Below are 20,232 nucleotides of genomic sequence, written 5' to 3'. Positions count from 1 at the left end.
AACACGGAGAACCGGTCGAAAAAGCTCTCCGTACATGATTTTTCGGTCACTTTTCGTCCAATGACGCTGTAGGTGCCTGGAAAATTGCAACTTGCCGCGGCTGCACGACAAGTTGATCGGAGCATCCCTAAGGGCTTTTTGCTCCAGCAACTGGGCTACATAGTCAGGCGCGGGATTAAGAGCGATGGTCTCGCCCAGGTTTTCAGTGAGCAAGATGCGCCCGCCGAGCCATGTCTGAATATTGTTGGCCGTTGTGCTACCCATCTCACGCAGATAGCTGTCCAGATCGTCGCGAATGGCAGTGCGCTGCAGGTAGTCGTTGTACAGCGTAAATAGCGAAAAAGCGGCTATTACGATCAGGGACGCGGCAAGCAGGATTTTATGACTGAAACGCAGATTTTTGTTCATGGCTTGAAGGGTCCGCTAAGGTCTAAAAGTGTGATGCCTGCTGACATGAAATGCGCCCAACATAGAAACCACTGACAGAACCTGAGCGATTCCTACATTTATTTGCGCTCTTTCCGACATTAAATTCGGATTTTTCTGGTCTAGCATTAACGTTGTATCGACGTGTTACCGCGAAAGATTAATTTAAGGTGGAAAAATGCCTGATTCCTCAGCTTTAGTTCTCGGTGCCGACCTTTCGGGTCAGCCCGTCGCCCAGTCATTGCGTCTGGCCAATCGTCACGGCTTGATTGCGGGCGCTACGGGGACAGGTAAAACCGTCACGTTGCAACGCCTGGCAGAGCAGTTCAGTGATGCGGGCGTGGCAGTGTTTGCCGCCGACATCAAAGGCGATTTGTGTGGTCTGGGGGCCGCCGGCAATCCTCAGGGCAAAATTGCAGAGCGGATCGCGGGCATGCCGTGGCTTAATTTCCAGCCCACGGCTTATCCAGTGACGCTGTGGGATATTCAGGGCAAGACTGGGCATCCATTACGCACAACCCTGAGTGAAATGGGGCCGCTTTTGCTAGGCAGTCTGCTGGAGCTGACGGACAGCCAACAATCAGCGCTGTATGCGGCGTTCAAAGTGGCGGATCGCGAAGGCCTGTTGCTGCTGGATCTCAAAGACCTCAAAGCGTTGCTCAATCATCTGCGGGATCATCCCGAAGTGCTGGGCGACGACGCGGCGCTAATGACCACCGGTTCCAGCCAGGCGCTACTGCGACGACTGGCGACCCTGGAGCAGCAGGGCGCTGAGGCGCTGTTTGGTGAGCCTGCGTTGCAGTTGGAAGACATTTTGCAGCCGGACAGTGACGGACGCGGGCGCATTCATTTGCTCGATGCGAGCCGGTTGGTGCATGAAGCGCCCAAGGTCTACGCGACCTTTTTGTTGTGGCTGCTGGCCGAATTGTTTGAGCAGTTGCCCGAGCGCGGTGATTCGGACAAGCCTTTATTGGCGCTTTTCTTTGACGAGGCGCATCTGCTGTTTGCCGATACACCGAAAGCGCTTCAGGATCGACTGGAGCAAGTGGTGCGCTTGATTCGCTCCAAAGGTGTGGGCGTGTACTTTGTCACGCAATCGCCAGCGGACTTGCCTGACACCGTGTTGGCGCAATTGGGGCTGCGCATTCAGCATGGATTACGCGCGTTCACGGCCAAAGAGCAGAAGTCCCTCAGGGCCGTGGCCGACGGGTTCCGACCCAACCCGGCGTTCGATGCGCTCGCGGTGCTAACGGAGCTGGGCACCGGCGAGGCTTTGGTCGGCATGTTGGAGGATAAGGGCACGCCGGCGATGGTGCAGCGGGTGCTGATTGCGCCACCTCAGTCGCGCATCGGTCCTTTGAGTGACGCGGAACGCGCCAGGCTGATTGCCACCTCACCCCTGCAGGGGCGGTACGACAAGCCGATAGATCGAGAGTCTGCTTACGAGGTGCTCATGGCGCGCAAAGGCGGTGTCTCTGCGGGGCAAGCCCCGGCCGAGCCCAAAGAACCCGGTTTTCTGGATCAGGCTGGGGAGTTCCTCGGGACGTCGACAGGCAAGGCATTGCAGTCGATGGCGCGTCAGGCCGTCAATCAAATGGGGCGCCAGTTGGTTCGGGGATTGCTCGGGTCATTACTGGGTGGCAGCAAGCGTAAATAAAGCAGCGGCTACGCCGGACCGGATTTTGGTTTGCCATGACTGGCGAGCCGTTCAAGGGCGGCTCGCAGTGCGGGGTCGGTAATTCCGTCAGCAGTCGCCTGGATGGTCTGGGCGGCGTCTTGTGACAAGTCCAGGGTGTGGCCAGCCACTTTGGCCAATACGGTAGGCGGCTGCACTTTAAATAAAATGCGGGTCAGACTGGCAAATTCATCAAACGCCTGCAATTGACGTTGCAGGCGTTTTTGCTGGTAGCGTAACCGCGTCGCCCAGTGGCCATCCGTGACAATCAGTAGCAGGCTGCCTTCACGCCACGACGCCACATGGCAGTGTTCGCGGGCGGCGGGCTGGAGCTGGCTTTCAAGCAAGCGTTGCAGGTGGGCCAAGCGCTTGGCGTGGCCGAAGATGGCTTTTAACGGCTTAGCCTCGCGCAGCAGGACAGAGGGTGCCCGTGCTGGATGTGGGCGAAATGCCATGTTCAAACACCTGAGAAAACTGAGGCGCAATCTTAGCAGAAACCGGCCGTGTGGCTGCGCTTGATCCGCTAACTGAAGACTTTGGCTGCAAAATCAATGAGTAACTTCTTGCTTTTATGGGTTGAAGTTCAGCAAAAAGCCCTTATTTTAATGAAGCCCCGTCACAACGCTGTACCAGTATCGTGGAATAACGCCACTTTCCTCACCGCCGTTTCCGGGTAGAATGCTCGCTCGCATGCGGCCATCAGGGCTGCTCGGGCGACTCTCGGGGCCGCCCTCCATCCCTATGTGTGGAAGATCCTGCCGATATGTTTGCGCCTTTGTTAAAGAAACTTTTTGGAAGCAAGAACGAGCGCGAAGTTAAACGCATGCTCAAGAAGGTTCAGGTCATCAATGCCCTCGAAGAGCAGATGGTTGCTCTGACCGACGAGCAATTGCGTGCCAAGACCGAAGAGTTCAAGGCCCGCATAGCAAAAGGTGAGACCCTCGATCAACTCCTGCCTGAAGCTTTCGCGGTCTGCCGTGAAGCAGGCAAGCGCGTCATGGGCATGCGCCACTTTGACGTCCAACTGATCGGTGGCATGACCTTGCACGAAGGCATGATCGCAGAAATGCGTACCGGTGAAGGTAAGACCTTGGTAGCGACCCTGGGCGTTTACCTCAACGCGTTGTCCGGCAAGGGCGTGCACGTTGTGACGGTGAACGATTACCTGGCGCGCCGGGATGCCAACTGGATGCGTCCGCTTTATGAGTTTCTGGGCCTGACGGTCGGCGTGGTTACGCCGTTCCAGCCACCACAGGAAAAGCGTGAAGCCTACGCCGCTGACATCACCTACGGCACCAACAACGAATTTGGCTTCGATTACCTGCGCGATAACATGGCTTTCAGCATGGAAGAAAAATTCCAGCGTGAGCTTAACTTCGCTGTAATCGACGAAGTCGACTCGATCCTGATCGACGAAGCCCGTACGCCGCTGATCATTTCCGGTCAGGCTGAAGACAGCTCCAAACTGTACACCGAAATCAACAAGCTCATTCCGCGTCTCGAACAGCACATCGAAGAAGTAGAGGGCGAAGTAACCAAGCCGGGTCACTTCACCATCGACGAGAAGACTCGTCAGGTCGAGCTGAACGAAGCCGGTCACCAGTTTGTTGAAGAGATGCTCACCCAGATCGGTTTGCTCGCTGAAGGTGAAAGCCTGTACTCGGCGCACAACCTGGGCCTGCTGACCCACGTATACGCTGCACTACGCGCTCACAAACTGTTCCACCGCAACGTTGAATACATTGTTGAAGACGGTCAGGTGCTGCTGGTTGACGAACACACCGGTCGTACCATGCCGGGTCGTCGTTTGTCCGAAGGCCTGCACCAGGCTATCGAAGCGAAAGAGGGCCTGAACATCCAGGCAGAGAGCCAGACGCTGGCTTCGACCACCTTCCAGAACTACTTCCGTCTGTACAACAAGCTGTCCGGCATGACCGGTACGGCTGACACTGAAGCGTTCGAGTTCCACCAGATCTACGGTCTGTCGGTGATGGTTATCCCGCCGAACAAGCCGCTGGCACGTAAAGACTATAACGACCTGGTGTTCCTGACGGCCGACGAGAAGTACGCAGCCATTGTGGCCGACATCAAGGACTGCATGGCCAAAGGCCGTCCGGTACTGGTGGGCACCGCGACCATCGAAACGTCCGAGCACATGTCCAACCTGTTGAAACAGGAAGGCATTGAGCACAAAGTTCTGAACGCCAAGTTCCACGAAAAAGAAGCTGAAATCATTGCACAGGCCGGTCGCCCGGGCGCGCTGACCATCGCCACCAATATGGCAGGCCGTGGTACGGACATCCTGCTGGGCGGTAACTGGGAAGTGGAAGTGGCGTCTCTCGAGAACCCTACTCCTGAGCAGATTGCCCAGATCAAGGCCGATTGGCAGAAACGTCACCAGCAAGTCCTGGAGTCGGGCGGCCTGCACGTAATTGCTTCCGAGCGTCACGAATCGCGCCGTATCGACAACCAGCTGCGCGGTCGTGCCGGCCGTCAGGGTGACTCGGGTTCCAGCCGTTTCTACCTGTCGCTCGAAGACAGCCTCATGCGCATCTTCGCCTCTGACCGGGTGAAGAATTTCATGAAGGCCCTGGGCATGCAGTCCGGCGAAGCGATCGAGCACCGCATGGTGACCAACGCTATCGAAAAGGCCCAGCGTAAGGTTGAAGGTCGCAACTTCGATATCCGTAAGCAATTGCTGGAGTTCGACGACGTCAACAACGAACAGCGTAAAGTGATTTATCACATGCGTAACACGTTGCTGGCCGCCGACAACATTGGCGAAACCATCGCTGACTTCCGCAAAGATGTCCTCGACAGCACGATCAGCGCACACATCCCTCCACAGTCGCTGCCGGAGCAGTGGGACGTTGCAGGTTTGGAGTCCGCCATCGAAAGCGGCTTCGGCGTGAAGTTGCCAATCCAGCAATGGCTCGACGAAGACGATCACCTGTACGAAGAAACCCTGCGCGAGAAGCTGCTGGCTGAGCTGATTGCGGCGTACAACGAGAAAGAAGAGCAGGCGGGTGCTGAAGCGCTGCGCACGTTCGAGAAGCAGATTGTATTGCGCGTACTGGATGACCTGTGGAAAGACCACCTGTCGACCATGGATCACCTGCGTCACGGCATTCACTTGCGCGGTTATGCGCAAAAGAACCCGAAGCAGGAATACAAGCGCGAGTCTTTCAACCTGTTCTCCGAGCTGCTTGATTCGATCAAGCGCGATTCGATCCGCGTGCTGTCGCATGTTCAAGTGCGTCGCGAAGACCCAATCGAAGAAGAGGCACGTCTGCGTCAGGAAGCTGAAGAGCTGGCGTCGCGCATGCAGTTCCAGCATGCAGAGGCGCCGGGTCTGGATCAGCCGCAGGCCTTGACCGAAGAGCTGGAAGGCGTAGAGGTCTCAGACGTCACGCCTGCTACCGACCCTGTTCGTAACGAACAGAAGCTCGGCCGCAACGAGCTGTGCTACTGCGGTTCGGGCAAAAAATTCAAGCACTGTCACGGGCAAATCAACTGATAACCCGTTTCATCTGCTGAAACACCTGCGCCGCGACCGGCATTAGCCGTCGCGGCGTTTTACCATTGAATTCCCGCCATTTAAGGGCGGCGCAGACAGCTTATTGAGGAGCGCATCATGGCAGTTGGTCTTGGTCCTTTGCCCACTTTGCACCCGGTTGCGGGTTTTGAGCTGGGGATTGCTTCAGCCGGTATCAAGCGTCCCGGGCGTAAGGATGTGGTAGTGATGCGCTGTGCCGAAGGCTCCAGCGTGGCGGGCGTCTTCACCCTGAATGCGTTTTGCGCGGCCCCGGTCATTCTGGCCAAACAGCGCGTGCAAGGTCCTGTGCGATATTTGCTCACCAACACCGGCAATGCCAACGCAGGCACCGGGGCACCAGGCCTGGCAGCGGCTACCCGCACCTGTGCGAAACTGGCCGAATTGACCGGTGTGGACGCCAGCGCTGTGCTGCCGTATTCCACCGGTGTGATTGGCGAACCATTGCCGGTCGAAAAAATCGAAGGCGCGCTGCACGCGGCGCTGGACGATCTGGCTGAGGATCACTGGGCAGAGGCGGCCATCGGCATCATGACAACCGACACCTTGCCCAAAGGGGCGAGTCGTCAGTTTCAGCATGAAGGCGTGACCGTTACCGTTACCGGGATCAGCAAGGGCGCGGGCATGATTCGCCCGAACATGGCCACCATGCTCGGTTACATCGCGACGGACGCCAAGGTGTCGCGCCAGGTACTGCAAGATCTGTTGCTCGACGGCGCCAACAAATCGTTCAACCGCATCACCATCGATGGCGATACGTCCACCAACGATTGCTGCATGTTGATTGCCACGGGCAAGGCCAATCTGCCTGAAATCACCGAAGCCCGCGGCCCTTTGTTCGACGCGCTGAAACAGGCGGTGCTGGACGTGTGCATGGAGGTGGCGCAGGCCATCGTGCGCGATGGCGAAGGTGCGACCAAGTTCGTGACCGTTGAAGTCAATGGCGGCGCCAATCACCAGGAATGCCTGGACGTCGGTTATACCGTGGCCCATTCGCCCCTGATCAAAACCGCACTGTTCGCGTCCGATCCCAACTGGGGCCGGATCCTGGCAGCCGTGGGCCGTGCCGGTGTACCGGAGTTGGATGTCAGCAAGATCGACGTGTTTCTCGGCGAAGTGTGTATCGTCAGTGGCGGTGCCCGTGCGGCGACCTACACCGAAGAGCAAGGTTCGGCAGTGATGGCGCGCGAAGAAATCACCATCCGCATCGAGTTGGGCCGCGGTGCATGCAGCGAAACCATCTGGACCACCGACCTGTCCCACGAGTACGTCAAAATCAACGCCGAGTACCGGACCTAAGTCGTCTCGACATCGCGTGCCAGTCAGGCAAGCTTGTTTGGCTTGATGGGCGCGCTAACGACTTACCAGCGCACGTGAGCGGCTGCTGATTCGGTAGTCCACGTTCAAAGCCTGGCAACAGGCGGGATTAGAGGAAGTTCAAGGGTGAAACGAGTTCATGTGGCTGCGGCCGTCATTCGAGGCACTGACGGCAGAATTCTGATTGCTCGTCGTGCTGATACACAGCATCAAGGCGGTCTTTGGGAATTTCCCGGCGGCAAGGTTGAAGCCGGAGAGTCTGTCAGCGCGGCCTTGAGCCGTGAGCTGAAAGAAGAGCTTGGGATCGACGTGACCTCGGCTCGTCCATTGATCACCGTGAAGCACGATTATCCCGACAAGCACGTGTTGCTGGATGTGTGGGAAGTCTCGGCGTTTACCGGTGAGCCTTGCGGCGTGGAAGGCCAGCCTTTGGCGTGGGTCAGCCAGCGGGATCTGGCGAGTTACGCATTTCCTGAAGCCAATAGACCGATTGTGGCAGCGGCGCGTTTGCCTGATCAGTACCTCATCACGCCTGACGGTTTTGAAGGGCCAGAGTTGCTACGGGGCTTACAGAAAGCCATCGCGGGCGGTATCAAACTGGTTTCCTTGCGCGCGCCCAAAGGCTATGACCCTAAGTACCGGGATTTGGCGGTAGACGCCACGGGGCTGTGCGCAGGCAAGGCGCAGCTGATGCTCAAAGGGCCGCTGGAGTGGCTGGGTGATTTTCCGTCGGCCGGTTGGCATTTGACGGCGGCGCAACTACGTAAATACGCCGCCAAAGGCCGGCCGTTTCCTAAAGATCGCTGGTTGGCGGCGTCGTGTCATAACGCTGAGGAATTGGCGTTGGCAGAACAGATGGACGTTGACTTCGTGACGCTGTCACCCGTCTTGCCCACAGAGACTCATCCAGATATGGAGCCTTTGGGTTGGGAGCAGGCGCAGCACCTGATTGCTGGTTTTAACAAGCCGGTGTTTCTGCTGGGTGGGTTGGGGCCTGATGATCGTCAGCAGGCGTGGGACGTCGGCGCGCAAGGTGTATCGGGCATTCGCGCGTTCTGGCCCCACGCATGACCTGACGTCACAGCGTGTGCCCGAAATGTAATCTGTGTTCTCCCGTGCAAGCGCACTGACGAGCGCTTGCGCCTCAATCAGCGGGTTTATCTGCGGCCTGCCACAAGACTTCTGCAACCCCTTGGCGCTTGGCAATCAAGCGTGCCGTCACAAACAGCAGGTCTGACAACCTGTTGATATAGGCCAGTCCAGGGCCGTTGAGCGGCTCGACTGCATTGAGATGTTGGCAGCGACGCTCGGCACTGCGCGCGAGGCAGCGACACACATGCGCTTGGGCGATCAGGGTAGAGCCTGCTGGCAAAATGAAGTTTTCCAGTGGTCCCAGCTCCTCGTTCCAGCGATCAATCGCCGCTTCAAGCCGTTCGACTTCGCTCAGGTTTAACGCCTGATAAGCCGGCATGGCCAGCTCGCCTCCCAAGTCAAACAGTCGGTGTTGGCATGGCGTCAGCACCTCGATCAGTTCGTCCAGGCCCGGCGTCCGGACGCTTTGCTCGTGTAACCCGGCGAGCAAGAGCCCCAGTTGGCTGTTAAGCGCGTCCACTTCTCCAATCGCCTCGACCCGAGGATGATCTTTGGACACGCGCCGGCCATCGCCCAGGCCTGTTTCGCCCTTGTCGCCGGTGCGGGTGTAAATCTTTGATAAGCGAAAGCCCATGGTTACAGTTCCGACTTGGTAGTTTCGTGGACGGGCATCAATGGCAGACGCAGCGTGAAGCACGTGCCTTGACCCGGGGTTGAGTGCACTTCCATTTGCCCTTTGTGGTTATTGGTAATGATGAAGTAGGACACGGAAAGACCGAGCCCCGTGCCTTGGCCAACTTCCTTGGTGGTGAAGAAAGGCTCAAAAATACGTTTGCGCACGTTTTCAGGCATGCCTGCGCCGTTGTCTTCCACCTGGATCTCAGCCCAGGGTGGATTCAGTTTCGTGCGCAGGACGATGCGCCCGGGTTCGGTGTTGCCTTGGCGCTGATGAATCGCCTGGGCGGCGTTTTTCAACAAGTTCAGCAGCACCTGTTCCAGCTCGTTGGGGATGCAGGGTACGGGCCCGAGGTGAGGGTCAAACTGACGAATGATGGCCTGGCCTTTGAAGTCGAAACCGATGGCGAGGTCGAAGTCATTGCTTGCGATGTCGACCGCCTGATCGATCAGCGCCGACAGGTCGCAAGGGCTCATTTGGCGATTACTGCGGCGACTGAAACTGAGCATGTGGGTCACGATTTTGGCTGCGCGGGCCCCCGCCTGTTGAATGCCATCCAGTAGCTTAGGGATTTCTCGGGCCTGCAAATAACGGTTTATCGCATCAAGGTCAACGCCTGTCAGCGCGGCTTGCTCACTATTCTTGGGCAGGTCGTTGGACAGGCGCCGCCGGATGTTTTGCACATTATGCAAAATGGCCCCCAATGGATTATTGATCTCATGCGCCATCCCCGCCGCGAGACCGCCCACAGAGAGCATCTTCTCTGACTGAACCATCATGTCTTCCATGGAGAGCCGCTGGGTGATGTCGTCGATGCGGATCACGGCGCCGCGTCCGCCACCCCCCATCAATGGATAGAAAGTCAGTGCGTAATGTTTGGGCTCATCACCTTGAGGCCAGGTCACGCGCTCTATTTTGACGACGCGATGGTGGGCGATGGTGTCTTTGATTTGCGTCAAGAAAGGTTTCAGAGGTTCAAATGCCAGATAAACCGGTTGATTCAGGGCCTCATCCAGCGGCGTGCCGGAGAGGGCGCTGGCTTCCTGATTCCATTGCGTGACGTAGAGCTGTTCGTCCAGTGCGATCAGGGCGGAGGGCATGGAATCGATAATGCTGTTGAGATAAATCTGAAAGCCGGTGAGTTTTTTCTCGATTTTGCTTCTTACCTGCACTTCAAGTTCGAGCTTGCGATTGGTATGGCGGGTTTCTTCTGCCAGCGCCTGGGCTTGATCGTAGGCTGCCTGTGCTTCATCTCGGGCGCGTTTGAGCTCCTGCTCACGCGCTTCGATACGCGAGAGCATGGTATTGAACGCTTCAGCGAGGCTGCCGATTTCATCGTTATTGCCCGGTTTGGCCCGTAGCGAATAGTTCTCCTCGCGCGTGACCTGGCGTGACAGCTCTTCGAGCTGATAGATGGGTTGTGTGATCAGGCGCTTGATCTGGCGCGCGATCAACAGCCACAGCAAGACACTGAACACCAGAATTCCGAGGCTGGCGGTGAACGTGCCGGTATAAAACGCCATGGGCAGTTCACTGCTGGCCACTAGTAACAGATGCCCGCCCTTCGGAAGCCGGGAAGTGTGATGGCTGCGCAGCTCAGTCAGGCCCCAGGCTTGAATTTGGTCAAAGTGTTCGGGTAGCGCCAGACGATCGCCGTGCTGCAACTGTGCCAATAAATGGCCAGACGGGTCATAAATAGCACCGGCTCGGAGGGGGGCGTAGGTGCCAATTTCTTTAAGCAGGGCGTTGGCGCTCTCAGGAGAATCCAGCGCATGCTCCATCAGCGCGGGGTTGGATACCAGACTGCCCAAGGTCTGCAACGCTTGCGGCGCGGTGCTTTCGTGGGAAATCCAGTAAGCCACGCTGATGAATGTCAGGTTGGCCACCAGCAGCACGGTTGCCAGCAGCACAAGCAGGGCGGCCAGCAGCTTTTGGCCGACCGGCAGGTTTTCGAGGCGCTGGCGCAAAGACATGATGGGCCCTAGTGAGTGCGTGAACGGGCAGGTTAGCGCGGCGTTCAGTGAGAGGGCAAACCGAGGTGCTTCAGGTGGGCTGTCAACTGTTGGTGGATAGCATGTAAGTGAGGTGTGTCCAGGCCACTGCGTTGCGCCGCCTGGCAGGCATACCCGGTCAAATAGCTAATCTCTGTGCGCCTGCGTTGTGCCACATCCTGATACATCGAGGCGTAATTGTTAGCTGTGGCGTCAATCACCCGGTGCACTTCAGTGCTCAAATTTGCCGCTGCCTCTGGTTGTGCGCAGATTTCAAGCAGGGCGCCGAGTTCACTGCACAGCGCATCCACTGTGTGCGCATGTGCTTTCAGTCCTCCGTTTCTGCATTGATGCAGCACGGTCAACGGGTTGATTGCACAGTTGAGCGCCAACTTGCGCCACAACCGACTCAGAATGTTCGGGCTCCACTCATGACTGATGCCGCTGTGTTGTAGCTCGTCAAGCCATGAGGGCGCGGCGCCCTGTTGAGGGTCACCTAGCCAGTTATGACCCTGCCCGGCAAAGACCACGCGCCAGTCGCCCTCACGAAACGCCCCCTCCGTGCTGGAGGCAAACAGGCAGCGCGCCCGTGGAACCAGAGCGGCTACGGCTTGTTGGCTACCCAGTCCGTTTTGCAGCAGGATGAGTTGCGCGTCAGGGCTCAAACGGTGAGCGATACGAGCGACGGCATGCTCTGCGTCATACGCTTTGCACGCCACTAGCAGGCGTATGATGGGTTCTGCGGTGTCGAGGGTTTGCGCTGCAATGGGCCACAGAGTGGCTTTGTTTCCTTCGACGAGGGTCAAACCTTGCGCCGTTTTGTAAGCGTGTAATCGCGCCTCATCGCGCAAAATCAGCCGTACGTCATACCCTGCCCGTGCCAGGCGGGTGGCCCATAACGAACCCATACTGCCAGCCCCCAGAATGTGCCAAGGCGTTGAAGCCAACCGTGAGGTGCCGCTATCGGTTTGTGCAGACATGAGTGCTCGCCCGTGAATGAAGTCGAAGAACCGTTATAATGCCCGCGCATTTTAACTGTCAGGTCAGGCGTGCTCCATCTGTGTTGAGCGCGCCCTTTATTATTGGAGAAAACACATGCCGTCGTTCGACGTGGTATCCGAACTGGACAAGCACGAAGTCACCAACGCAGTCGAGAACGCTGTCAAAGAGCTGGACCGCCGTTACGACTTAAAAGGCAAAGGCTCTTTTGAGTTCAAGGAAAAAGACCTGACGGTCAACCTGACTGCCGAAGCTGACTTCCAACTGGAAGCAATGATCGAAATTCTCAAGCTGGCCCTAGTCAAGCGCAAGATCGATGTGCAGTGCCTTGAGGTCAAGGAAGCTTACGCGTCGGGTAAGCTGATGAAGCAAGAAGCAGTGCTCAAGGAAGGTATCGACAAGGAGATGGCGAAGAAAATCGTCGCTCACGTCAAAGACGCCAAACTCAAGGTTCAGGCCGCCATTCAGGGTGAGCAGGTACGCATTACCGGCAAGAAACGCGATGACCTGCAAGAAGCCATTGCTGCCTTGCGCGCCAAGACGTTCGATCTGCCATTGCAGTTCAACAATTTCCGCGATTGATTAATGATCATTGGCCATGGGGGAACCTCTGGCGATCATCGGCGTCCGAGTTTTTCGGGCACTGCAGAAACGATTGAGCGGGTAGCGTTCAGTCGTTTCGCTGAGTAAATGACGTCGCCGGGTATCGGTACAAGGAGATATAAATGGACTTGAACGCTGAAATGGATCACTTGATCCAGGCTTCGCAAGCCTGGATTCCGATGATCATGGAATACGGTAGCCGCGTGCTGCTGGCCTTGATTACGTTGGCTGTAGGCTGGTGGTTGATCAATCGCCTGACCGCAAAGCTGGGTAATTTACTGGCGCTGCGCAAGGCTGATCTGGCGCTGCAAGGCTTTATCAGCAGTCTGGCCAACATCATTCTCAAAGTGCTGCTGGTGGTGAGTGTTGCCTCAATGATCGGCATTCAGACCACCTCATTTGTGGCGGCGATCGGTGCGGCGGGTCTGGCGATCGGTTTGGCGTTGCAGGGCAGCCTGGCGAACTTTGCTGGTGGGGTGCTGATACTGTTGTTCCGTCCGTTCAAGATTGGTGACTGGATTGAAGCGCAGGGCGTGAGTGGTACCGTCGACAGCATTCAGATCTTCCATACTGTTCTGCGCACCGGCGACAACAAGACTGTCATCGTGCCCAACGGCAATTTGTCCAACGGCATCATCACTAACTACAACCGTCAGCCGACGCGCAAGGTGGTGTTTGATGTTGGCGTTGATTACGAGGCGGATCTGCAGAAGGTGCGTGAGGTGTTGCTGGCGTTGGCGGATGACCCGCGCGTACTCAAAGATCCTGCTCCGGTGGTTGTCGTGACCACGTTGGGTGACAGTGCTATCACCATGTCATTACGCGTGTGGGTTGATACCCCGAATTACTGGGATGTGCTGTTCATGTTCAACGAACAGTCCCGTGATCGTCTGAAGGCTGCAAATATCGATATTCCGTTTCCGCAGCGTGTGATTCGCGTGGTTCAGGAGTCGGCGGCAGAATAAGTGGCCGTGAATAGCCTGAGTCAGACACGTGTGTGATTGATCAATTAAAGGGGCGTGAGCCTCTTTAATTGTTTTTGGTCTTCACTTTTCAGTAGTCAGCGCTACATTGCGCTAACGGTAGGAAGTTAGTTAGCTTGCTATATTGCTGAGCCCGGACATTAAAAAGCCATGCCCTCTTTGAAGGGCATGGCTTTTTTGAACACTATGCAGTTAAGGCATTAACGCACTTATTACAAGATGTTCAGCGGGTACTCAACGATCACGCGAACGTCGTTGGTATCAACGCCGTAGTTGCTGGTGGTGCGATAAACCGAACTACGCAGGCGGAAGGACAGGTCTTTGGCCGGGCCTTCTTGCATCACGTATTTGCTCTCGAAGTTGAATTCGTGCTCTTTGCCTTCGCCTTCGGAGGTGGAGATATTGTCACCGTTGACATATCGGGCCATGAAGCTCAGGCCGGGTACGCCGTAGCTGGCCATGTTAAGGTCGTAACGACCCTGCCAGGAGCGCTCGTCCTTGCCGTTAAAGTCGGAGTACTGCACGGAGTTGGCGAGGAAAATAGAGCCGCCGCCGTCTACGCCGTAGTAGTAGCCGCTATCACCGGTAGAGCGCTGGTAGGCCAGGGTGAACTTGTGTGCGCCCAAGCTGTAGGCTGCTGCCAAACTCCAGATTTTGTTGTCGACGTCGCCCGCTAGCTCTTTGCCTTGGCTAGAAGTGCGGTAGCCGTTGAAGTCGAAGTTCAAGGCCTGAGATTCAGCAATCGGCAGGGTGTAGTTCAGGTTGATGTATTGCTTTTTGAAGTAATCATCAACGTCCGACGCTGCTACGCCGCCGACAAAATTGTCGGTGAACTGGTAGGTTGCGCCAGCAATATTGGCAGCCGTCAGGCCGGGTTCACCCGGACCGTTGATGCTGTCACGACCCATGCCAGTCTGGGAGCTCAGCGCGGTGAAGCGACCGGCGCTCAATTCCAGTCCCTTGATTTCCTTGCTGGTAATCAGGGTGCCGGTGGCTACTTCAGGCAGCAAGCGGCTGTCATCTGTGGAGAATACCGGGCTGGCTACGAATTGGTTGCCGTACTTCAGAACGGTGTCGGAGATGCGGAATTTTACCGCTCCGCCCATTTTCGACTGGGTATCTTCCGGATCGCCATTGCCCCGAGTGGCGAACAGGCCGTTACCTTGACGCCCTGCGCCGCCGTCCAGGCGCACAGTACCCATTGCGAAAGCATCCACGCCCACACCTACGGTGCCTTGAGTGAAGCCGGATTCGTAGTTGAGCAGTTCGCTCAAGCCCCAGTCTTCGCGATAACCGTTTTTGAAGCCGCCACCTTCTTTCGCGATGTTGCCAGCGCCATTGCGGTAGTCACGGTTCATGTACAGCATGCGGGTTTTGGAAGTCAGGGTGCTGTCTTCAATGAAACCCTTGGCTTCGTCCTGAGACGATGCCATTGCGAACTGCGTAGTCCCGGCTGATACAGCCAGTGCGATCATGCTCCACTTCATCACGCGCATCGTGATTTGCTCCTTTGGTTTTAGGAAGAGTACTGCCGTCCCACCTGAATTTTTATCTGGGGCGGCTCTTTCTTTTTGTGTCGGCGCAAACTTATATCACGCCGGCCCTATTGGCGATACTTACCCTCATAAGCTTTCAGCTTCTTTACAGCTGTGTCGCAAAACACGTTTTTTAAGTCGTAAATGTGCTGCTGCCAGGGGTGTTCGTACATGTTGTTGAAACTGTTTTGGGTGGTTGGTGTGGTGGGTTCTGTCATGGAACCACGGATTTAAACCGCCACTTATCTGCGGCTGGTCTATTGTTGATTATCGTAGCCCCGTTACATCCTTGAGCGCGCATCATCGACATGGACATGCTCTATGCAACAAGCATGCTCAAAGCTCGACATCTTTAGAAAAAAAATATTCATCGAGGATATCCAGCGTTCGTGCGGTCTGAGGCCGAGGGCTATGGACGTCAGGAGCAGGCGTTTCCGTATTTGTGTTACCCAACCTCCAGTTATTTAAATTGTGAGAGCGAAAAATGTTACCGGTTAACACCCGGCGCGCGAGCGGTGACGTTTGACTGCACTGAAATCATTCGGGCTGTGCAATTTTGGTGCATCTTTGTTGAATCACTGTTGCCTTGAGGCGTGAAGCAACTCTGGATCAGGGGTATCCTGCACTTCGCTGGCGGGCAGTTGATGAGTCTGGCTGCCTGTAAAATTACCGTTGCACAGGAGAACATTCAGTGTTTGTTTTGGATTCTCGTCTCAAACAGGATACGTGGCTGATGGGAGATTTCCCGTTGTGCAGCCTTCTGCTGTCCAATGACTCCAATTACCCCTGGTTCATTCTGGTGCCGCGACGCGAGGGTATCAGTGAGTTGTTTCAGTTGAATGATGATGATCAGCACTTGATGTGGCGTGAAACCACCGCATTGGCACGCGTGCTGAAGGATCTGTTTGCAGCGGACAAAATGAATGTGGCCACATTGGGTAATGTGGTCAAACAGATGCACATGCATGTGATCGTGCGGTACGTCACGGATGCTGCATGGCCCGGCCCGGTTTGGGGTAAACACCCGGCAAAGCCTTATGCTCGCGAAGAGGTACTTAGTTTGCGCAGCAGGTTGAAAGCGGTACTCGGTGAAGAGTTGATAATTTCGGAGGGCGTGCTGTGACGCTTGAAGCTCGTGTGACAGATCTTGAAACCCGTTTGGCTTTTCAGGATGACACCATCCAGGCGCTGAATGATGTGCTGGTGGCCCAGCAAAATGCCGTAGATCGGTTGCAGATGCAGATTGCTGCTTTGCTTAAGCGCCAGGAAGAGATGGGGGGGCAGTTTGAGTCGTTTGAGGACGAGGCGCCCCCACCACATTATTGATCCTTCAGACAGATGATAAAAAACCGCGATCAGCCAGGCTGCTCGCGGTTTTTTATTGGGCGGTTAAATCAGCGGCGTGGCAGTGCCGCGATCACGTCTTCAGCCTGGAGGCCTTTATCACGGTTCATTACCGAAAATTCCACGCGCTGGCCTTCTACCAGAACGCGGTGGCCTTCGCCGCGAATGGCACGAAAGTGCACGAAAATATCATCGCCGGAGTCGCGGGAAATGAAGCCGAACCCTTTTGATGTGTTAAACCACTTCACGGTGCCGGTATCGCGGTTAGTCATGTCGTAGTTTGGTGAAGCTGACGACGGGGAGGACTTGTAAAAGCTAACCCCCAGATGTAGCAATACGGCCAAAAAAGCAGGCGCGAGGCTTAACAAAACTGCAGGTTGATCGCCGATCGGCAACAGCAGGCCAAACAGGGTCAGGGTTTGCAGAACCACAGACAGGACAAGCAAGGCGCTGACCAGATTTTGCAGTTGGTGGCGCGCACCTTTATTCCAGAACGGTATGACAGGGGCCAGGGTCAGGTTGAGCAAGCCGAGAAAAGCCAGGTATAGGGCATCGGCGTGTTGCGGGTAAGGGATAGCTTCAGACTGTAGGCTGGGTATAAAGGACAGCAGCAACGCCGCTGCTCCCGTCACCAAGTGGACGATTTTCAACATTTCGATTAACTCACATTAAGACGGATCGCAAGGAAGAGCTGATTGGGCACGGTTCGCTTCTGAAAAAAATGAAGGCGTTGGACACGTGCGGTGATCAGCCTATGCGCCCTCACCAAGCCTCGGTGGAGGCGACACGCTGCCTATTTAACAGTAAAGCGTGAAGCTTCTCAAATTATGCCTTCTGAACGGCAAATAAAGGTGCTTCCTTTGAGTCGGTAGGATTCGTCGTTTTCTAACAATGCTTTTGTCTGGGGGCGGCGTTTGATTTGTTGTGATTGTGTTATGGCTATATTTAAGAGGGGGCGGGATACTTTGGGTTTCCTTATGTGTGATGAATTTTGTTTCGCTTTGAAGTTGGGTTGTTTTGACATAAAGGCTATATATATTTGTTTGAGGGTTGGTGGGCTGGCGGGAGGGTGTATCAGGCACAGCAGTACACATATATATAGCGCGGCGTAAAAGTTGGCTGTAAGTCCATGCTGTATTTTATTTTATTACTGGGGCGAGGCATCAGGCTTGTCCGGATTTAAGTGGTGATGGCTCCGTGTGGCTGGCGTTTGAGGGCTTGAGGCTGAGCGTTCAAGAATTCATCCGGTGCAGCGGGAGAGCTCCTACGTATTTGCGGGTGAGATCCGCTGGATAAGAACTTTTACATAATGTTTTATGTAAGGGTGTTTCAAAGAATATTAATTAACTTAAATGGTGTTGCGATGGAGTGCTCTAAATATGGGGCGATTAATCAGGCATGAAGGGGTGGGTGGCAGAGTCGTTCAAAGGGTCAAGATTGATCCTGCTATTCTCGATTTTGGGATGTCGTTGGCGCGACCGTTATCGCGTTCGGTCAGGTTAAATGGATTTGCAACATGTCTGCGTCTTGAAGAGGTGTACTGGAAGGTGTTGTCGGACATTGCTCGCAATAATGATTGTTCAATAAATGCGTTGTTGTCGTATGTAGACAGGGAGGTTCATCTGCGGCATGGCGGGGTGAAAAACTTCAGCGGGCTGATTCGGGTTGTGTGTGTGATGCACCTCTCTAATGCTGTACGGGGATCAGCTGAGGCTCCACAAAAGCAGTTCTTTTGGGGGTGAGTGACCTTTAAGCCAAGCGAGTGCGCGTGTTCAGCTGCTTGTAACCGCTCAATATTTATGGTGCCTTTAGCTTCATATGGCCGTTCGCGCGGCTGCAAAGGCACGATTTACCAGATATAATCTCGCCCTTTGTGGCCCTCTGTAGGAGGGTGCCGCTATCGGATAGTCGAGATACGCCAATGCCCATGTACGATTATCAATGTGCTTCCTGCGGTCATCAGTTGGAAGCCATTCAAAAAATCAGTGACTCACCGCTGATTGATTGTCCTGCCTGCCAGGCGCCTGAGTTGAAGAAACTGCTGTCCATGCCTGGCTTTCGCTTGAGTGGCACGGGCTGGTATGAAACAGATTTCAAGACAGGCTCGAAAAAAAATCTGGCAGGCGGCGACAAATCCGACTGAGATCGAGCGAAAGCAGTCTGAATATGAGCGGGGTCTTGCGTGTCACTAACCACTGGTAATGGTGCGCAAGGCCTCCACCGAATTTCGAATTACGAGAAGTGAAACTACGACCATGATGCGCAGCCATTATTGCGGCCAACTGAACGAAAGCCTGGAAGGCCAGGAAATTACCCTTTGCGGATGGGTTCACCGTCGCCGTGACCACGGTGGGGTGATTTTCCTCGATATCCGTGATCGTGACGGTCTGGCCCAAGTGGTTTTCGATCCGGATCGTGCTGAAACCTTCGCTGCCGCGGATCGGGTGCGCAGTGAGTACGTCGTCAAAGTCACCGGCAAGGTGCGTCTGCGTCCGGCAGGTGCGGGCAACGCCAACATGGCGTCCGGTATGATCGAAGTGCTGGGTTACGAACTGGAAGTGTTGAACGAAGCAGAGACCCCTCCGTTCCCGCTTAACGAATTCTCTGATGTAGGCGAGGAGACCCGTCTGCGTTATCGCTTTATCGACCTGCGTCGCCCAGAAATGCTCGAGAAGCTACGCCTGCGTTCGCGCATGACCACCAGCATCCGTCGTTATCTCGACGAAAACGGCTTCCTGGATGTCGAAACACCGATTCTGACCCGCGCAACCCCAGAGGGTGCACGTGACTATCTGGTGCCAAGCCGTACTCATGCAGGCAGCTTCTTTGCCTTGCCTCAATCGCCACAGCTGTTTAAACAGCTGCTGATGGTTGCGGGTTTTGATCGCTACTACCAGATCGCCAAGTGCTTCCGCGACGAGGATTTGCGCGCAGATCGTCAGCCTGAGTTCACTCAGATTGACATTGAGACCAGCTTCCTTGATGAAAAAGACATCATGGGCCTGACCGAAGGCATGATTCGCACCCTGTTCAAGGAAGTGCTGGATCTGGAATTCGGCGAATTCCCGCACATGACGTTTGAAGAGGCCATGCGCCGTTATGGCTCCGACAAGCCTGACTTGCGTAACCCGCTTGAACTGGTAGATGTTGCCGATCAACTTAAAGACGTTGAATTCAAGGTCTTCAGCGGTCCGGCCAACGATCCTAAAAGCCGCGTTGCCGCGTTGCGCGTACCGGGCGGAGCGAGCATGCCGCGCAGCAAGATCGACGATTACACTAAGTTCGTTGGCATTTATGGTGCTCGCGGCCTGGCGTACATCAAGGTCAATGAGCGCGCCAAGGGTGTTGAGGGTCTGCAATCGCCGATCGTTAAAAACATTCCGGAAGCCAACCTCAATGTCATCCTGGATCGCGTAGGCGCTGTGGATGGCGATATCGTGTTCTTTGGCGCCGATAAAGCCAAGATCGTGAGTGAGGCACTGGGTGCGCTACGTATCAAGGTAGGTAACGACCTGAACCTGCTGACCTGTGAGTGGGCCCCGATGTGGGTCGTTGACTTCCCGATGTTCGAAGAGAACGAAGACGGTAGCTTCAGCGCCTTGCATCACCCGTTCACTGCGCCGAAGTGTTCGCCTGAAGAGCTGGAAGCCAATCCGGCAACCGCTCTTTCTCGTGCTTATGACATGGTGTTGAATGGTACCGAGCTCGGTGGCGGTTCGATCCGTATCCACCGTAAAGAAATGCAGCAAGCGGTCTTCCGTCTGTTGGGCATCAACGAGGCGGAACAGGAAGAGAAGTTTGGCTTCCTGCTGGACGCGCTGAAGTACGGTGCGCCGCCGCACGGTGGTCTGGCATTCGGCCTGGACCGCCTTGTCATGCTGATGACTGGCGCTCAGTCGATTCGTGAAGTGATTGCATTCCCTAAAACCCAGAGTGCTGCCTGCGTCATGACTCAAGCTCCGGGCATGGTGGACGCTAAGGCGTTGCGAGAGCTGCATATTCGTTTGCGTGAACAGCCTAAGGCTGAGTAATACGGAA

At 55.6% G+C, this 20,232-nt stretch carries 17 protein-coding genes and 1 pseudogene; 11 read left to right on the top strand and 7 right to left on the bottom strand.

Features of this window, described 5'->3' with window-relative positions; all coding sequences use genetic code 11:
• Positions 1-408, bottom strand: a pseudogene (locus HBN61_RS05925) (hypothetical protein); the annotation flags it as partial.
• A 196-nt stretch (positions 409-604) separates the two neighbouring features.
• Here HBN61_RS05925 and HBN61_RS05920 point away from each other — a divergent pair.
• Positions 605-2,083 carry a helicase HerA-like domain-containing protein gene (locus tag HBN61_RS05920; protein WP_170046334.1) on the top strand — a complete coding sequence of 493 codons (1,479 nt, stop codon included), beginning with the start codon at positions 605-607 and terminating at the stop codon, positions 2,081-2,083.
• 8 nt (positions 2,084-2,091) lie between these two features.
• Here HBN61_RS05920 and HBN61_RS05915 read toward each other — a convergent pair whose 3' ends face one another.
• Positions 2,092-2,556 (bottom strand): DUF721 domain-containing protein, encoded by a 465-nt coding sequence (locus tag HBN61_RS05915; protein WP_094994953.1) that lies wholly within the window; start codon positions 2,554-2,556, stop codon positions 2,092-2,094.
• 308 nt (positions 2,557-2,864) lie between these two features.
• Between HBN61_RS05915 and secA the strand changes: the two genes are divergently transcribed.
• The 3 genes from secA (at position 2,865) to HBN61_RS05900 (ending at position 8,042) form a co-directional block, all read left to right on the top strand.
• Positions 2,865-5,618, top strand: a complete 2,754-nt coding sequence (secA, locus tag HBN61_RS05910) for a preprotein translocase subunit SecA (protein WP_094994954.1) — start codon at positions 2,865-2,867, stop codon at positions 5,616-5,618.
• Between the two features lie 117 nt (positions 5,619-5,735).
• On the top strand, positions 5,736-6,953 hold the full coding sequence (gene argJ / locus HBN61_RS05905; protein ID WP_170046333.1) for a bifunctional glutamate N-acetyltransferase/amino-acid acetyltransferase ArgJ: 1,218 nt from the start codon (positions 5,736-5,738) through the stop codon (positions 6,951-6,953).
• A 144-nt stretch (positions 6,954-7,097) separates the two neighbouring features.
• On the top strand, positions 7,098-8,042 hold the full coding sequence (locus HBN61_RS05900) for a Nudix family hydrolase (protein ID WP_170046332.1): 945 nt from the start codon (positions 7,098-7,100) through the stop codon (positions 8,040-8,042).
• A 73-nt stretch (positions 8,043-8,115) separates the two neighbouring features.
• On the opposite strand, the gene HBN61_RS05895 is transcribed toward HBN61_RS05900, so the two are convergent.
• The 3 genes from HBN61_RS05895 to HBN61_RS05885 are packed head-to-tail and all read right to left on the bottom strand — an operon-like array spanning position 8,116 to position 11,710.
• Positions 8,116-8,697 (bottom strand): cob(I)yrinic acid a,c-diamide adenosyltransferase, encoded by a 582-nt coding sequence (locus HBN61_RS05895; protein WP_094994957.1) that lies wholly within the window; start codon positions 8,695-8,697, stop codon positions 8,116-8,118.
• 2 nt (positions 8,698-8,699) lie between these two features.
• Complete coding sequence (locus tag HBN61_RS05890; protein WP_170046331.1) at positions 8,700-10,712, bottom strand: sensor histidine kinase; 2,013 nt, start codon at positions 10,710-10,712, stop codon at positions 8,700-8,702.
• A 44-nt stretch (positions 10,713-10,756) separates the two neighbouring features.
• Positions 10,757-11,710: a putative 2-dehydropantoate 2-reductase gene (locus HBN61_RS05885; RefSeq protein WP_169965212.1), complete on the bottom strand. Its 954-nt coding sequence runs from the start codon at positions 11,708-11,710 to the stop codon at positions 10,757-10,759.
• A gap of 115 nt (positions 11,711-11,825) precedes the next feature.
• Here HBN61_RS05885 and HBN61_RS05880 point away from each other — a divergent pair, with 115 nt between their 5' ends.
• The gene (locus tag HBN61_RS05880) at positions 11,826-12,311 is read left to right on the top strand and encodes a YajQ family cyclic di-GMP-binding protein (protein WP_094994960.1); all 486 of its coding nucleotides are present in this window, start codon (positions 11,826-11,828) and stop codon (positions 12,309-12,311) included.
• 143 nt (positions 12,312-12,454) lie between these two features.
• A complete protein-coding gene (locus tag HBN61_RS05875) occupies positions 12,455-13,297 on the top strand; it encodes a mechanosensitive ion channel family protein (protein WP_169965209.1) in 843 nt (280 codons plus the stop codon).
• Positions 13,298-13,527: 230 nt separating this feature from the next.
• On the opposite strand, the gene HBN61_RS05870 is transcribed toward HBN61_RS05875, so the two are convergent.
• Entirely contained in the window at positions 13,528-14,811 is a 1,284-nt protein-coding gene (locus tag HBN61_RS05870) for an OprD family porin (RefSeq protein ID WP_094994962.1), read from the bottom strand.
• Positions 14,812-15,541: 730 nt separating this feature from the next.
• Between HBN61_RS05870 and HBN61_RS05865 the strand changes: the two genes are divergently transcribed.
• Both HBN61_RS05865 and HBN61_RS05860 read left to right on the top strand, forming a co-directional pair.
• Positions 15,542-15,973, top strand: a complete 432-nt coding sequence (locus HBN61_RS05865) for an HIT domain-containing protein (protein ID WP_170046330.1) — start codon at positions 15,542-15,544, stop codon at positions 15,971-15,973.
• The gene (locus HBN61_RS05860; protein WP_047278009.1) at positions 15,970-16,176 is read left to right on the top strand and encodes a SlyX family protein; all 207 of its coding nucleotides are present in this window, start codon (positions 15,970-15,972) and stop codon (positions 16,174-16,176) included. Before HBN61_RS05865 ends, HBN61_RS05860 begins: the two co-directional genes overlap by 4 nt.
• Before the next feature lie 68 nt (positions 16,177-16,244).
• On the opposite strand, the gene HBN61_RS22805 is transcribed toward HBN61_RS05860, so the two are convergent.
• The gene (locus HBN61_RS22805; protein ID WP_170046329.1) at positions 16,245-16,847 is read right to left on the bottom strand and encodes a cold-shock protein; all 603 of its coding nucleotides are present in this window, start codon (positions 16,845-16,847) and stop codon (positions 16,245-16,247) included.
• A gap of 726 nt (positions 16,848-17,573) precedes the next feature.
• Here HBN61_RS22805 and HBN61_RS05850 point away from each other — a divergent pair.
• The 3 genes from HBN61_RS05850 (at position 17,574) to aspS (ending at position 20,225) form a co-directional block, all read left to right on the top strand.
• Positions 17,574-17,936, top strand: coding sequence for a ribbon-helix-helix domain-containing protein (locus HBN61_RS05850; RefSeq protein WP_094994965.1), 363 nt, complete (start codon positions 17,574-17,576; stop codon positions 17,934-17,936).
• Between the two features lie 179 nt (positions 17,937-18,115).
• Positions 18,116-18,337, top strand: coding sequence for an FmdB family zinc ribbon protein (locus HBN61_RS05845; protein WP_094994966.1), 222 nt, complete (start codon positions 18,116-18,118; stop codon positions 18,335-18,337).
• 112 nt (positions 18,338-18,449) lie between these two features.
• Positions 18,450-20,225, top strand: a complete 1,776-nt coding sequence (gene aspS / locus HBN61_RS05840; RefSeq protein WP_094994967.1) for an aspartate--tRNA ligase — start codon at positions 18,450-18,452, stop codon at positions 20,223-20,225.
• The last annotated feature ends 7 nt before the right edge of the window (positions 20,226-20,232 follow it).

The organism is Pseudomonas sp. WS 5071, from assembly GCF_012985765.1.
GTDB classification, from domain to species: domain Bacteria; phylum Pseudomonadota; class Gammaproteobacteria; order Pseudomonadales; family Pseudomonadaceae; genus Aquipseudomonas; species Aquipseudomonas lundensis_A.
Note: the sequence above shows the minus strand (reverse complement) of the source record. Positions and strands in the feature narration are given on the sequence as shown.